13 protein-coding genes and 2 pseudogenes are annotated in these 13706 nt (G+C 62.9%); 9 read left to right on the top strand and 6 right to left on the bottom strand.

Annotation, left to right across the window (positions count from 1 at the left end; translation table 11 throughout):
- Nucleotides 1-78: 78 nt before the first annotated feature.
- Entirely contained in the window at nucleotides 79-453 is a 375-nt protein-coding gene (locus tag C0Z16_RS07770; protein ID WP_102631585.1) for a DUF2917 domain-containing protein, read from the bottom strand.
- 501 nt (nucleotides 454-954) lie between these two features.
- Here C0Z16_RS07770 and C0Z16_RS07765 point away from each other — a divergent pair.
- Both C0Z16_RS07765 and C0Z16_RS38675 read left to right on the top strand, forming a co-directional pair.
- Nucleotides 955-2001 carry a hypothetical protein gene (locus C0Z16_RS07765; protein WP_102631584.1) on the top strand — a complete coding sequence of 349 codons (1047 nt, stop codon included), beginning with the start codon at nucleotides 955-957 and terminating at the stop codon, nucleotides 1999-2001.
- Nucleotides 2002-2210: 209 nt separating this feature from the next.
- Entirely contained in the window at nucleotides 2211-2450 is a 240-nt protein-coding gene (locus C0Z16_RS38675; protein ID WP_244201199.1) for a hypothetical protein, read from the top strand.
- 31 nt (nucleotides 2451-2481) lie between these two features.
- On the opposite strand, the gene C0Z16_RS07755 is transcribed toward C0Z16_RS38675, so the two are convergent.
- Together C0Z16_RS07755 and C0Z16_RS07750 are read right to left on the bottom strand one after the other, a co-directional pair.
- Complete coding sequence (locus tag C0Z16_RS07755; protein ID WP_102631583.1) at nucleotides 2482-3699, bottom strand: sensor histidine kinase; 1218 nt, start codon at nucleotides 3697-3699, stop codon at nucleotides 2482-2484.
- Nucleotides 3700-3804: 105 nt separating this feature from the next.
- Complete coding sequence (locus tag C0Z16_RS07750; protein WP_102631582.1) at nucleotides 3805-4701, bottom strand: LysR family transcriptional regulator; 897 nt, start codon at nucleotides 4699-4701, stop codon at nucleotides 3805-3807.
- Between the two features lie 146 nt (nucleotides 4702-4847).
- Between C0Z16_RS07750 and C0Z16_RS07745 the strand changes: the two genes are divergently transcribed.
- Nucleotides 4848-5723 (top strand): aldo/keto reductase family oxidoreductase, encoded by an 876-nt coding sequence (locus C0Z16_RS07745; protein WP_102631581.1) that lies wholly within the window; start codon nucleotides 4848-4850, stop codon nucleotides 5721-5723.
- A 16-nt stretch (nucleotides 5724-5739) separates the two neighbouring features.
- Here C0Z16_RS07745 and C0Z16_RS07740 read toward each other — a convergent pair.
- A pseudogene (locus C0Z16_RS07740) lies at nucleotides 5740-6067 on the bottom strand (LysR substrate-binding domain-containing protein); the annotation flags it as partial.
- On the opposite strand from C0Z16_RS07740, the pseudogene C0Z16_RS07735 reads away from it, so the two are divergent.
- Together C0Z16_RS07735 and C0Z16_RS07730 are read left to right on the top strand one after the other, a co-directional pair.
- Nucleotides 6048-6632 (top strand): annotated as a pseudogene (locus C0Z16_RS07735) (NAD(P)H-dependent oxidoreductase); the annotation flags it as partial. The pseudogenes C0Z16_RS07740 and C0Z16_RS07735 sit on opposite strands and share 20 nt — an antisense overlap.
- A gap of 199 nt (nucleotides 6633-6831) precedes the next feature.
- A complete protein-coding gene (locus C0Z16_RS07730; protein WP_102631580.1) occupies nucleotides 6832-7674 on the top strand; it encodes an alpha/beta hydrolase in 843 nt (280 codons plus the stop codon).
- 81 nt (nucleotides 7675-7755) lie between these two features.
- Here the strand turns inward: C0Z16_RS07730 and C0Z16_RS07725 are convergent, their stop codons facing one another.
- Entirely contained in the window at nucleotides 7756-9048 is a 1293-nt protein-coding gene (locus C0Z16_RS07725; protein ID WP_102631579.1) for an aspartate carbamoyltransferase, read from the bottom strand.
- A gap of 421 nt (nucleotides 9049-9469) precedes the next feature.
- Here C0Z16_RS07725 and dapA point away from each other — a divergent pair, with 421 nt between their 5' ends.
- The 4 genes from dapA to C0Z16_RS07705 all read left to right on the top strand — a co-directional run bounded on the left by dapA (nucleotide 9470) and on the right by C0Z16_RS07705 (nucleotide 12471).
- The gene (gene dapA / locus C0Z16_RS07720) at nucleotides 9470-10381 is read left to right on the top strand and encodes a 4-hydroxy-tetrahydrodipicolinate synthase (RefSeq protein WP_102631578.1); all 912 of its coding nucleotides are present in this window, start codon (nucleotides 9470-9472) and stop codon (nucleotides 10379-10381) included.
- 248 nt (nucleotides 10382-10629) lie between these two features.
- A complete protein-coding gene (locus tag C0Z16_RS07715) occupies nucleotides 10630-11598 on the top strand; it encodes a M23 family metallopeptidase (RefSeq protein ID WP_102631577.1) in 969 nt (322 codons plus the stop codon).
- Nucleotides 11591-11992: a hypothetical protein gene (locus C0Z16_RS07710; protein WP_102631576.1), complete on the top strand. Its 402-nt coding sequence runs from the start codon at nucleotides 11591-11593 to the stop codon at nucleotides 11990-11992. The genes C0Z16_RS07715 and C0Z16_RS07710 overlap by 8 nt, the downstream gene beginning before the upstream one ends.
- A 62-nt stretch (nucleotides 11993-12054) precedes the next feature.
- A complete protein-coding gene (locus C0Z16_RS07705) occupies nucleotides 12055-12471 on the top strand; it encodes a bactofilin family protein (protein WP_102631575.1) in 417 nt (138 codons plus the stop codon).
- A 3-nt stretch (nucleotides 12472-12474) separates the two neighbouring features.
- On the opposite strand, the gene C0Z16_RS07700 is transcribed toward C0Z16_RS07705, so the two are convergent.
- Nucleotides 12475-13275, bottom strand: coding sequence for a hypothetical protein (locus tag C0Z16_RS07700; protein ID WP_102631574.1), 801 nt, complete (start codon nucleotides 13273-13275; stop codon nucleotides 12475-12477).
- Nucleotides 13276-13706 lie beyond the last annotated feature (431 nt).

Raw genomic sequence — 13706 nt, 5'->3', positions numbered from 1 at the left:
GGGCCATCGCGCCGTTGCTTTTTCCACGCCTTCACTCCTGGCATGCCACTGATTTGCGCGAGAGATGCGCGAAGCATGTCAACGCGGCGTCGGCGGTCCCAGGCTCAAACACGCGAGTCGCGTCAGCCAGCGCTTGAAGATGCCGCCCTTCGCGGGCAACGCATAGGTCAGCGACACTTGCGCTGCGCGGTCACCGTCCGCGCTGACCCATATGCGTTCGCCACGTTGCAGCTGGAATGTCTGGCCCGGCGCGATCCAGTGATCGTAAGGCGAACAGATGCGCGTCAGCCAAAGGCGCGCGCCCTTCACGTCGAGCGTACTGTCCGCCTCCACACGCCATGTCAGCGTCGCGCCTGGCGTGACCGGGAAATGCACCACCACCTTGGGCAGACGCTCCTGCTGATGCGCAAAAAGCTGTGCATCGTCCATGCACTGCGGGCTTGCCTGATCCATCTTGCTCTCCGTTATCGAGCCGGCTCACGGAGGCGCCCATAAAACAAAAGGCCCCGTCCGTTACCGGCGGGGCCTTGGGGTCTTGTTTTGCAGATTCAGACTGCTAACGCGCACATGCTCCCAAAGGCCAGCCGATGATGGCTCGCTTCGGATGATTAATCGCTACGGCGATGGAGGTGTGCGTCAACATGCGAATGAGTGTGCCGTTTTGCCGCATGCCTTGTCAATCAAAATCGGCTGGCTTTTTCAGCGACATGCGGCGGCGCCATGCCCGGCCCAGGCAGCGATACAACGCGGCAATTCACCTGCAACAAACTATGTCGGAGTATGTCACGGCGCTGGAAAAACGCGCGCAAAGCCTCGTCCAGCATGCCTCGTTCGCGGTGAAACGGCATGACATATCTGCGCTGCTGATTGTTACGGCGAGTCCTTCTATAGTCCGTTCATCGCCACGCAGCGCAGCAGTCGCACGAAGTGGCCTGAATCCACGAAGGACATACCGTGAACACCCAATCATTCGCAGTCCCGGCCACGACGTCTTCTTCCGCTCGCGGCGCATTTCGCAAACTTGCGCTGACTGCGACCGCCGCAATGCTTGCATTCGGCAGCGCGTCGGCATTCGCGTGGTCGCAGCACGGCACCGCATACACGTCGCGGGGCGTCTATAACGAAGGGCATTACGGCTCGTGCGGCGGCGGCAGCTGCTCGCATGCGGGTGGCGTCGTCGGACCTTATGGCGGGGCTGCAACCAACACCGGCACGGTCACTCGCAATGCGCCCGGCCAGTTTTCGAACTCGGGCACCGCGACCGGCCGCTACGGGAATTCGGTGCAGCACTCAGGCGACACCAATTGCGCCGGCGGCACTTGCTCGCATGCGGGCACGCTTACAGGACCGGACGGTAAAACGGCCGCCACATCCGGCGATGTCACGAAGACGGGCGCAGGGCAGTACTCGTCGTCGGGATCGGTGACGGGTTCGAACGGCAACACGGTCAATCATTCTGCATCGACGGATTGCGCCGGGGCTTCATGCTCGCGTTCGGGTACCGTGACCGGTTCGGATGGCGGCACCGTCACGCACGCTGGAACCGCGACGCGTGTGGCGCCGGGTGTCGTAACGACCTCGACGAGCGCGACGGGCACGCACGGCAATACGGTGACGTCGAGCGGAACAGTGGTGACGACTGGCGTGGTCGCGACGGGCGGCACGACTGTAGTGGTTGCATCGAAGCCGGTCGTTTATGCGCCGCCGGTTGTGATCGCACCGAAGCCGGTCGTCTATGTGGCACCGCCCCCGCCGGCTGTCGTCGTGACGCCGAAGCCGGTGGTCTATGTACCGACGCCCCCGCCGCCGGTTGTAGTCGCGCCGCCTGTCGTGATCACGCCGAAGCCGGTCGTTTATGTGGCGCCGCCCGTCGTCTATGCCCCGCCGCCAGTCGTCTATGTCGCGCCGCGCCGGGTCTACATTGCGCCGGCGCCGCGCCCGGCGGTCTGGGTGCCGGCCCATTGGATCGGCAATCTGTACGTGCCGGCGCACTGGTCCTGATGAGCGAAGCCATGCCATTCAGACAGCGTCCTGGTCGCCTCAGCCGCCTCAGTTGTTTCAGTTGTTTCAGTTGTTTCAGCCGCGCACGAGCGATGCAACTTCGCCGGGCCACGGCGGACCCGCAGCGTCTCGCCATCCCGCATCGACGGCCGCTGCACGCATCGGAAACACGGACGGCTCGGAGGGCGGGTAGGTGGGCGACGATTATTGTGGCGACGGCATTGGTGATCGCCGCGCACAAGTTCATGGCGAACGCCGACGTACCACGCGAGCTTCGTGCGATCGTGCCGTCGACGAACTGCCCGGCACGCTACGCCGCCTTGCTCGATCTCGCGGAATTGGCGCGACGCGACGGCACATCGTCGGAAGTCGTGATGCGTGGATTGAGCGGCGCGGGCGGATCAATGAACGCGTGCCCGCGCATGAGCATCAGCGAAGAGACACATTAGCGGAGGGCCGCAACCGCGGCGCGGTCCACCGTTACTGCGGTTGCGTCAGCGTCAGCGGGAAACGGATCGTGAACGTCGTGCCCACGCCCTCGCGCGAGGAAAAATCAATGTGCCCGTCGAGCACCCGGCACAGTTCCTTGACGATTGCGAGACCGAGGCCGGTGCCCGGAATATCCTCTCCGGCGGCACGCTCGAACTCGTCGAACACGCGGTCGGCGTCGGCGGGCGCAATGCCCACGCCGGTATCCGACACGCGAATCGACCAATGTTCCGGACCTGCCATCGAGAAGCCCAGTTCGACTTGCCCGGACTTCGTGTACTTGATTGCGTTCGAGAGCAGATTGACAGCGATCTGTTTGAGCTTGAGACGGTTCGACGTCACCGCGGGCAGCGCTGCGTCGAACGCCGCGCGCAGCGTCAGCCCCTTCGCCTCGATGGAAGGCCGCGATGACGCGACGAGTTCATCGTAAAGCTCGCGCAGGTCCACCTGCTCGAGCGTCAGCGGCGTGCCGTCGCCGAGTATCACCGAGTACTCCACCATTTGCTCGACCAGCGCCTTCATGTCCGCGGCCTGCCGGTTCGCGAGCGCCAACGCGGTGTCGGCCTTCGCGGGCACGCGAGCAATCAGTTGCAGCGCCATCGAAAACGCGTTCAGAAAATTACGCAAATCGTGAACGACGCTGCGCGTGATATGCATGCGCGACTCATACAGTTCGCTGACGAGCCGCTGCTTCAGCGTCAATTCATGATTGGCGCGCTCGAGCCGGCCGGTGTATTCGTCGATCTTGCGGTCGCGTTCGCTGACCACTTCCTTGATCGACGTGAGCGTCACCATGCTGACCGTTTCCGCAATCATGCGGCGCGCGCGGCTTTCGTGGCGGCGCGTGAATGCGTTGTCGCACGCGGCGTATTCATCGAGCGCATCGGCAAGAACCTGGTGGAACAGATCGAGTTCGCGCACCAGCTCTTCGATCCGATAGCCCTGGCGCCAACGCACCATGCCGTGCCTTCGTGCGTCGCGTTCGATCACCGGTTCGACTCGTTCGAGATCTTCGATATCGAGCGCCGTGCACAAGCCCTCGAGAATCTCCGGCAAATGATCGGCGAGTTGCTGATACGTGAGCTTGTCGGCTTCGACCAGGTCGGCATCGCCGAAAACGGCGTTCATCCATTGCTCGGTAAACCGGACACGCCCGGCGCGAACGAAGTCGGCAAAATTGCGCAGCGGGCTAACGCGTGTGTCAGTCATGATCGTGCGGTGGATGAAGTTTTAAGAATATGCATGCGCTGTGATGGCGCAGCCCATTATCACCGTAAATTGACGACATAGCGCCGAAATCGCGGGGCGGCCGATTCATCCATTCCGGTCCCTTAGAAAATCGACGAACGCGCGCAGCGGCGCGGGCAAATGACGGCGCCCCGGATAGTAAAGAAACGGCCCTGAAAAGCATTGCCACCATGGTTCGAGAATCGGCTGCAATGCGCCGCTGTCCAGATGCGCGCGAAGCATGTCTTCGAACAGATGAATGACGCCGACGCCTGCGACCGCGGCGCTGACCGCAAGGTCGATCGCCGCGCCGGGCCGCACGAGCAGCGGGCCCGACGGATTCAGTTGCACGACTTCGCCGTCGCGCTCGAAGTACCAGGTCGGCGTGGCGCCGCCGGCAAACTGGCCGCGCAGGCACGCATGCGAAAGCAGTTCGCGCGGATGCTGCGGCCGTCCGTGGATGTCGAGATAATCCGGCGCAGCAGCCGTCGCAAAGCGTTGCACCCGTGGGCCAATCGGCACGGCGATCATGTCCTGTTCGAGCCGCTCGTCGTAACGGATGCCCGCGTCGCAGCCGATCGAAAGTACGTCGACAAAGCCGTCTTCCACGAGCACTTCCACGCGTATGTCAGGATAGGCTTTTAAAAACGGCGCGATGACGCCGGGCAGCACGATGCGCGCGGCGCTCGACGGCACGTTGAGCTTTAGCGTGCCGCTCGGTTTGTCGCGGAACACGTTGAGCACGTCGAGCGCGGCTTCCATCTCGCTGAAGAGCGGCGTCAGTTTCTCGAGCAGACGCAGGCCCGCCTCGGTTGGCGCGACGCTGCGCGTAGTGCGGTTCAGCAGGCGTAGACCGAGCTTCGTTTCGAGGCGGCGCACGGCGATACTGAGACTGGACGCGGAGACGCCGCTGCTGCGCGCCGCGTCGCGAAAGCCGCCTGCGCGTGCCACTGAAACGAAGGCGGTGAGGTCATTTAATTCCATGGCGACTGTGCAAGAATTTGAACAACCTGTGCACGTTAGCCCGCCTTATTAAACGGTGCAATCCCGGCCATACTGCGGTTCCATCCAGGCTCAACCAGGCTCAACCAGGCTCAACCAGGCTCAACCACTCACGAAGGAGAGCAGCCATGCCGAATTCCGACACCACGGACACTTTCGCGTTCGCCGGCCGCCCTGTGCGGCGCATGGGCTACGGCGCGATGCAGCTCGCCGGACCAGGCGTATTCGGCCCGCCAAAAGATCGCGACGCCGCCATTGCAGTGCTGCGCGAGGCGGTGGCCGCCGGCGTCAATCACATCGATACGAGCGATTTCTACGGGCCGCATATCACCAACCAGTTGATTCGCGAAGCGCTGCATCCTTATCCAGACGATCTCGTGATCGTCACCAAGGTCGGCGCGGTGCGCGGCAGCGACGGCGCATGGCTGCCGGCGCAGGAACCGGAGGACCTCGAGCGCGGCGTGCACGACAATCTGCGCAACCTTGGTCTCGACGCGCTGGAAGTGGTCAACATGCGCATCATGGGCGACGTACACGCGCCGAGCGAAGGATCGATCGAAAAGCAGGTGGCGGCACTTGCCGAGCTTCAGCAGCGCGGATTGATTCGCCACATCGGCCTGAGCAACGCGACGTCGAGGCAGGTTGACGAGGCACAGCGCATCGCGAAGATTGTCTGCGTTCAGAATCACTACAACCTCGTGCACCGCGCCGACGACGTGCTGATCGACGAACTGGCGGGCAAGGGCATCGCTTATGTGCCGTTCTTTCCGCTGGGCGGCTTTACGCCGATTCAGTCGTCGGCGCTGACGGACATCGCACGAACGATAGGCGCCACGCCGATGCAAGTCGCGCTCGCGTGGCTGCTACAGCGCGCGCCCAACATTCTGCTGATCCCGGGCACGTCGTCCACCAGGCATTTGCGCGAGAACCTGCAAGCCACACACCTGAACCTGACCGGCGAGCTTCTCGCGAAGCTCGATGCGATCGGTCGCGACAACGGTTGAAACGGCACGGCGCGGCTCACACCGAATCCGCAACATGCGCGCGCAACCACTGATGCGCCGGATCGCGATGCGAGCGCTCATGCCATAGCATCGCCATTTCATAGCCCGGCACCTCGACGGGCGGCTCGACCACGCACAGCGCGGCGTTGTTGCGCACCAACCGCGCGGGCACCATCGCCACGAGGTCGGTGCTCGCGAGCGCGGAGATCATGAACAGAAAGTGCGGGACAGACAGCACGACTCTGCGCGCGAGGCCGGATTTAGCAAGGGCTTCGTCGGTCGCGCCCGCAAAGCCGCCGCCCGTCCGGCGACACGATTACGTGCTCCATCTTGTCGAAGCATGCGTTCAAGAATGGACTGCAGAGCGCGGACATCGCAGCCGAGCAGGAAAAGCTCAAGTGGGCCGATGCGGTCATCCTGCAATTTCCGCTCTGGTGGTTCTCGATGCCGGCAATCCTCAAGGGATGGGTGGAGCGCGTCTACGCGTATGGCTTTGCATACGGCGTGGGAGAACATTCGGACGCGCGCTGGGGCGACCGTTACGGCGAGGGTATGCTCGCCGGAAAGCGCGCGATGCTGGTGGTCACGACAGGCGGATGGCAATCGCATTACAGCCCGCGCGGCATCAACGGTCCGATCGACGACGTGTTGTTCCCCATCCAGCATGGCATCCTGTACTACCCCGGCTTCGACGTACTGCCGCCGTTCGTGGTCGATCGCACGAGCCGCGTGGACGAAGCGAAATATGCGGAAGTACGCGACGCACTCGGTGAGCGCCTCGACAATCTCTGGAATACAGCGCCGATACCGTTCCGTCGGCAGAACGGCGGCGACTACATGATTCCGGAACTCACGCTGAAGGACGACATCGCTCCGGGTCGCGAGGGCTTTGGCGTGCATGTCAAATAGTTGCACTGCGGCCGCATGTTCTGTCGCATGCGTTACGCATCAAACCAGGGGATCGTAGGTTTCGCTGAAATTTGGCTGTAAGTCGCCGTTGCTAGAGTCGTCGCTGAAATTTGCTGCCGGTATACCCGTACGCCCGTATGCCGACTGTGTTCCCCGGACACGTAGAAAGGGAGAGCGACACACCATGACTAACGCACGCATGAGTTGCGCACGTCTCTGCTGGCTCGTTCTGATGCTGCTTGTCGCCGCTCCCGCATGGGCATTTCAGGCAAGGGTCGTGACGATTCCTAGCGCGGCAATGCACAAGTCTCTCGCCGCGACGGTGGTGCTGCCCGATCGCTACGCGCGCGGCAAGGCGGCTGATCGTTTTCCGGTTATCTATCTGCTGCATGGCTCGGGCGGCGATTACACAGACTGGAACGCGAATTCGTCTATCGGCAAACTTGCCGACCGCTATCACGTGATACTCGTGATGCCCGACGGCGGCCACGAGAGCTGGTACATCGATAGTCCGGTCGACCCGCGCAGCCGTTATGCCACCTACGTGGGCACCGAAGTGCTTGCCTACATCGACATGCACTTCCGCACGATTCCAACCAGAGAGGCGCGCGCGATCACCGGCCTGAGCATGGGCGGATTCGGCGCGCTGCATATCGCACTGGATCGGCCGGATGAATTCGGAGCGGCGGGAAGCATGAGCGGCGCAGTGGACCCACGCGGTTGCGAGGACGAACCGGGCATCGATCAGGTGTTCGGCGATCCCGCCCGGCATGCGGACTTCTGGGATGACGAGGCGATCGTCGAGCATGCGCACAGCTTTGCTAACGCACACATCGCGCTCACCATCGACTGCGGCATGAACGATTCGCTGGTGCAGTCGAACCGGATGCTGCATGCGCGGCTCCTCGAACTCGGCGTGCCGCATCATTATGCGGAGCGACCCGGCGGTCACACCTGGAAGTACTGGGCCAATGCGGTGCAGTATCAGGTGCAGTTCTTTGCTGACAGATTCAAGCGTAATGGAAGCAGTGCGATGGTTTGATGCGCTGCTTCGCCTTCACGCGTTTTTTTCGACGTTCAGATTCGAGATTTCAATTCGTAACCCGAACTAATTATTTTCGATTCAGTCGATGCCATGAAACACCGCGTCGTCCGGGCCGAGATAAACAGGCGGACGCCACGCTGCATCGCGCATGGAATGCTGAACCAGCTTTTCGACGCCGAGCAGCACTGCGAATATCGCCATCCGCACTGGAATGCCGTTGTCGGTTTGTCGGAAAATCGCGAGCCGCGAATCGTGATTCAGGTCGACGCTCAGATCGTTGGCGCCGGGCCGGCTGTCGCGCGGCAGCGGGTGCATGATCAGCGTATCGCTGCCGCACACGCTGTCCACTAATGCCTGATTGATCTGGAAGTCGGGTGTGTAGCCTTCGAAAGACTCATCGGTGAAACGCTCTTTCTGAATGCGTGTTGCGTACACCACGTCGGCGCCACGCAGTCCGTTCGTCAGATCGTGAGTCTGTTCGATCACATGCCCGTTACGCGAAATCTGCTCGATGATGTAGCCCGGCATTTCGAGCATGGGCGGCGATACAAGCGTGAACTTGATGCCGCGATAGAGCGCCAGCAGCTTGACCAGCGAGTGCACGGTGCGCCCATATTTGAGGTCGCCCACGAGTGCGATATGCGCGCCGTCGACGATCTTGCCGAGCCGTGAGAATTCGCGCTGAATGGTGTAGAGATCGAGCAGGGCCTGGCTTGGATGCTCGCCGGGGCCGTCGCCGCCGTTGATCACCGGCACGTTGGTCGCACGCGCGAATTCGGCCGCCGAGCCTTGCTCCGGATGACGGATCACCAGAGCGTCGACGTAACCGCTCATCACGCGGCTCGTGTCGTAGATCGACTCGCCCTTGGCCATCGACGAAAACGTGAAGCCGGTGGTGTCGCACACCGAGCCGCCCAGCCGGCAGAACGCCGCGCCGAAGCTCACGCGGGTTCGGGTGCTCGCCTCGAAAAAGAGATTGCCGAGCACCGCGCCTTCGAGCACGCGCGAGATTTTGCGGCGCCGGGCGATGGGCTGCATGATGTCCGCGACGCGAAACAGCGCCTCTACCGAGTCGCGCGAGAACTGGTCGACCGACAGCAACTGCGGCTTGCCTTCCCACAGCATCTGACTGGCCAACGACTGGGAGTCTACGCTTTGCGTATACTTTTCGCCGGGCTCGCCATGCACAACGATTTCCGACACGAAACGTTCGACGATCTCCGGCATGGCCCGCGATTCCTGCGAGTCGTCCGGCAAAAGCCATGTATCCAGCGCCCGACGCGACACGCCGATCCGGCCGGCGAAGGTGTCGCGCGTCATGTTCAGGCGACGCATGGCGTCACGGAGGAAGGCTTGTTGCGGGACGCTCATGGAGGCACCTGTCGAAAGAGTTGCGCGCTAATATACGCAGTGCGTATATTAGTTTGCCGGCTATAGAAGTCAAGCAATTTCGGGATGCACTTTGCCAACGCGCGGCAAGCGCGGTTACGCTGCACTTCATGCACCTTGGCCAAGCACTCCGACTCCGCTCGTCGACCGTGACCCACTACGTTTTCGCGAGCGTTGCGCACGCATGCGTGCGCCATTCGCTCGTCAGTGAACAGCGCAGCGAAGAGCGCACTTCGGAACTCAGCGCCAAAGCCAAAAAACAGCCGCTCATCTGACCGGAGCACGCTGTTCCGTCAGATGCGACGGAACAGCGGATCAAGCGCTTCGGCGGTCCTCCCTGTCTTTCCTCCTTCGCATGCTGCCGGAATCGATACGGTCGCTATACGACGTAAAGAGGAAAGACATGTCTATTTTTTCGGGTATCTGGGTTCCGCTCATCACGCCTTTCGCCGACGGTGCGGTCGATCACGCCGCGTTGCGCGCGCTCGTGCGCCGCTACGCCGACGCGGGAATCGCGGGGCTCGTCGCGCTCGGCACAACCGGCGAACCGTGCGGGCTTGACGCCGCTGAACAGGACGCCGTGCTCGCGACGATCCTCGATGCAGCGCAAGCGGGACGTACAAGCAGAAACACGAGCACAAACATCAGTGCGGAGACCGACCCGGCGCTGCCCGTGATTGTCGGCGTTTCGGGTAATTACACGGAGAGCATGCGCGAGCGTATCGAGCAACTAAACCCGCTGCCCATCGCCGGCGTGCTGATGGCCGCGCCGTATTACATCAGGCCCTCGCAGGCGGGCATCGTCAGTCACTTCATGACGCTCGCCGATGCCAGCGACAAGCCGGTCGTGCTCTACGACATTCCGTATCGGACCGGTGTTCGGCTCGAACTCGACACGCTGCTCACACTTGCCAGCCATCCGCGGATTCAGGCTGTGAAGGATTGCGCCGGGTCGCTCGACACGACGCTCGCGCTGATTCGCGACGGCCGCTTGCAGGTGCTCGCCGGTGAAGATCTGCAGACGTTCAACACGCTGTGTCTTGGCGGCAGCGGGGCGATCGCGGCGTCCGCGCATGTGCGGCCAGAGCAGTTCGTCGCGTTGTATCGCGCGCTCGCGGCGGGAGAACTCGATGAAGGCCGGCGCATTTTTCACACGCTCGTACCATTGATTCACGCGCTGTTCGCCGAACCGAATCCCGCGCCGGTGAAGGCGCTGCTTGCATCGCAAGGGCTGATCCGCGACGAACTGCGCCGGCCGATGACGCGTGCGAGCGACGAGTTAGCCGAGCGCCTGATTGCGTTGGACAACACTTGAGCGAAGCGAACTGCCGCGACGGGTCTATTTGAGATGCTGCTTTCGGCTGCGAGGCGATAATCGGCGCCCTCTATCCATTATCGCCGCCGGCATCTGTCCGGCTGACGCCGCATGCAGTCAGTTCTGTTCGTCCTTTTGGTCCTTTTCGTTCTTTTCGTCCGCTCCGTCCGTTTGATGTGTGGTCTGCATACGGTGGTGGCGCGCGGCAGACCGTGCAACACAGGCATCTCGCGCTCGGGGACGCGGTGATGCCGTCCATGTTTCGCGCACGGCGTCAGCTTGCCAGCGGCTCAGTCGGTTTCGTCACGCGCCGTTCGGCGTTGACGCTCGCGCTGGCCGCTGCGAGCGTGGCCGCTCTGCTGGCGCTGGCGGCGGGCATTGCCGTTGGCATGCATTGGTCCGCCAGCGACGGCTCCGGCATGCAGACGGCGAACCGCATCGAGCGCGATTATGCAATCGATCAACTCGGCAAGCTCAACGCGTCGGTGGCGCAGATTGAGCCGCGCATTGCGCGCCTCACCGCGCAAGTCGGCGCGCTGCACGATTTCGAAGCGCGTCTGAATACGCCGCGGCCCGCGCCGCGCGCGCCCGCTGCCGTGACTCCGGCTTCAGGCGCCGATGCCTCAGCAACTGACGGCGAAGGTGAGGGCGGTCCTTCGTTGCCGCCACGCCGCTGCAACGACGTCATGCGGCATCCTGGCGCTCACGCGAACGCCGAGCGGACCGGCCAGCAGATCGATTGCATCGCCGCCACCCTGGGTGCGCTGGAAGATCAGACTGCGGCGCACGCTATCGCTTATGCCGCGTTTCCCGGCCGCCTGCCCGCCGACGGCACGCGTTTCGGTTCGCCGTTCGGCAACCGCACCGATCCCTTCACACATCGGCTCAGTTTTCATCCGGGCCTCGATCTGGTCGCTAAAACGGGTACGCCGATTCTGGCGGCGGCAGGTGGCCGGGTAGCGTTCGCGGGCGAGAAGTCGGGCTATGGCAACGCGGTCGAAATCGATCACGGCAACGGACTCATGACACGCTACGGTCACGCGTCGCGCATTGCCGTGCATGTCGGCGATCTCGTGCTGCCACGTCAATATATTGCGGACGTCGGATCGACCGGCCGCTCGACGGGTCCGCATCTGCACTTCGAAGTGCTGGTCAACGGCGCGCCCGTCGATCCCGCGGCCTACCTGGCGCTCTTCGCACCCGTCCCTCATGGCTGACCGACCTTTCTCCCGCGACGCGGGCGGTCTGGCGCATCGCGCTTATACGCTTGAACCGGTTCGCAGCCTGCGCTTTCGCATGGCCGTATGGGCGATTGTTTGCGGACTTAGTGCGCTCGCCGGTGCGGCTGCTGTAGTGGTCGGCGAGGCACGGCGCACGGGCATTCCGCAGACGCAACAATGCCTGCCCGCGCCCGTCGATAAAAGCGCCGGGCAGACGGAGCTGGCCCGATCGCGCCTCGCGTTGGAGCAGGAGTCGGCGGCGCGCATGGCAGTGCAGAAGACGGCGGATAGCGCCGCAGCCGACGTCACCAGGCTCAACACCGAATTGCAGTTCCTGCGTGGCCAGAGCAAGGCCGCGCCGCACGCGCAGACGCCCACGCCGCGCCGTTGAGCGCGACGCAGCGTCGACGTATCGGCGCATCGCGCGACCACACTTTCATCTCCGGAGTACTGATGTTCAACAAGAAAAAAGGCGCGGGTATTCGGCAGGCCAAGCTCGCTACATTGATCGCTCACGATGTGCGCATCACGGGCGACCTTCAGTTCACCGACGGCCTGCGCCTCGACGGTCAAGTCAAGGGTAACGTCAGCGGTGAGCCGGGCAGCCAGACATTGCTCGTGCTAAGCGACCGCGGTTCGATCGAAGGCAACGTGCACGGCCACGACGTCGTGATCAACGGCAGGATAGTCGGCGACGTGATCGCGGACCATTTCGTCGAATTGCAGGTCAACGCTCACGTGACGGGCAACATCTACTATCAGCAGTTGCGCATGGATTGCGGCGCCTCGGTGGACGGCAAGCTCACGCGGCGCGACGGCGCTCAGGCGCCCACGCCGCTGACGTCGATGGCCGACGCCGGGCGCGACTGAGTTTTATATCATCCCTGGCAGCGATACGCGTTGCGCCGGTTTGTCGTAGCCGGGCGAGTCGCCGTGAGTGAGGTGCGAACCGGCTCGCGTTTGACGCGACATGGCGAGCCGTTCGCTCGCAGTGCGATCGAGCGTCGCGAGCATATCGCGTTCGACGATCACCAGTTTGAACGCCAGTACGATCAGACCGCTTGCGAGCAGTACGTCGCCCGCGAATACCACTGCATAGACCGCGGAAGTGGTCCGCGGGTTGCCGAGCAGCAGCGAGAGATTCGCGCGGTCGAGCAGCACGAGCGTGAGCGGCACGATCGCGCCAAGCGTCGCGATTGCCGCACCAATCGCAACGACGGAGCGCGCCAGACCGACATGGGGACGACGTCGGCGGCATATCTCATACAGCGTGGCGGCGCGGTAGGGCACGAAGAAGAGTGCGAGCAGAACGGCGCGCGGCAACATCGCCATCTCGAAGAACAGTGCGCTGCCGTAGACCACGCAAAACACGCCCGTGACGACGAGTCCCCTGCGCCACGACACGGCGACGCCGAACAGCTCGCGTGTGCCGGCCCAGATCAGAATGCGGCTTTGCAAAGCGAGCGCCGCGGTCGCGAAAAGAAGCAGATCGGTGCGCCAGATCCGATGCAACGCAAAGCATGCCGAAGCCGCCGCAAGCAGATAGAAACCAGTTGCCCAGAAGCGGAACGCGCTCACTTGCGCGAACATGCGCGACAGCACCGTGGCGATCAACGCGCAGCACAGGAACATAATCAACGACAGGGAAGTAAACGTCGCGACATCGAATTTCATGAAGTCTCCAGCACCAGTGCACTCGTTATTGTTCGCTGCTGAAACGGCCATCTGCAAAGCGGCGTCTGGACGACAACGTTTGCGCGACGGAGCGCGACGGAGCGCGGCGCGATGCAATCGCGTTGTGCCGCGTGTTGCGAAAGTCAGCGGACGTCCGCCGTCATCGCTCATCCTCCCAGCAATTCGCCGAAGTCGTCCGCTGTCAGCGGCTTGCCGGGCAGGAGCCTTGCACCCCTGTTATCGACACTTTTGCGGAGTTTATTTAATTGATCTTCAGCATGTTACCGATGGCGTTGGGCATTTCGCGGCACGGGCCGTGGCGCGCTGTAGTATTGTTGAATGCCGAGGTTCTGACTCGGCCCAGTACCGTGCAAGTTGGGCGCATCGGCTCATGAATCCGGACGGCAACTGGCCGGAGCGCCTGCAAACGG

The sequence above is a fragment of the Paraburkholderia rhynchosiae genome (assembly GCF_002879865.1).
GTDB classification, from domain to species: domain Bacteria; phylum Pseudomonadota; class Gammaproteobacteria; order Burkholderiales; family Burkholderiaceae; genus Paraburkholderia; species Paraburkholderia rhynchosiae.
This window is presented reverse-complemented; position numbering and strand designations above follow the sequence as displayed.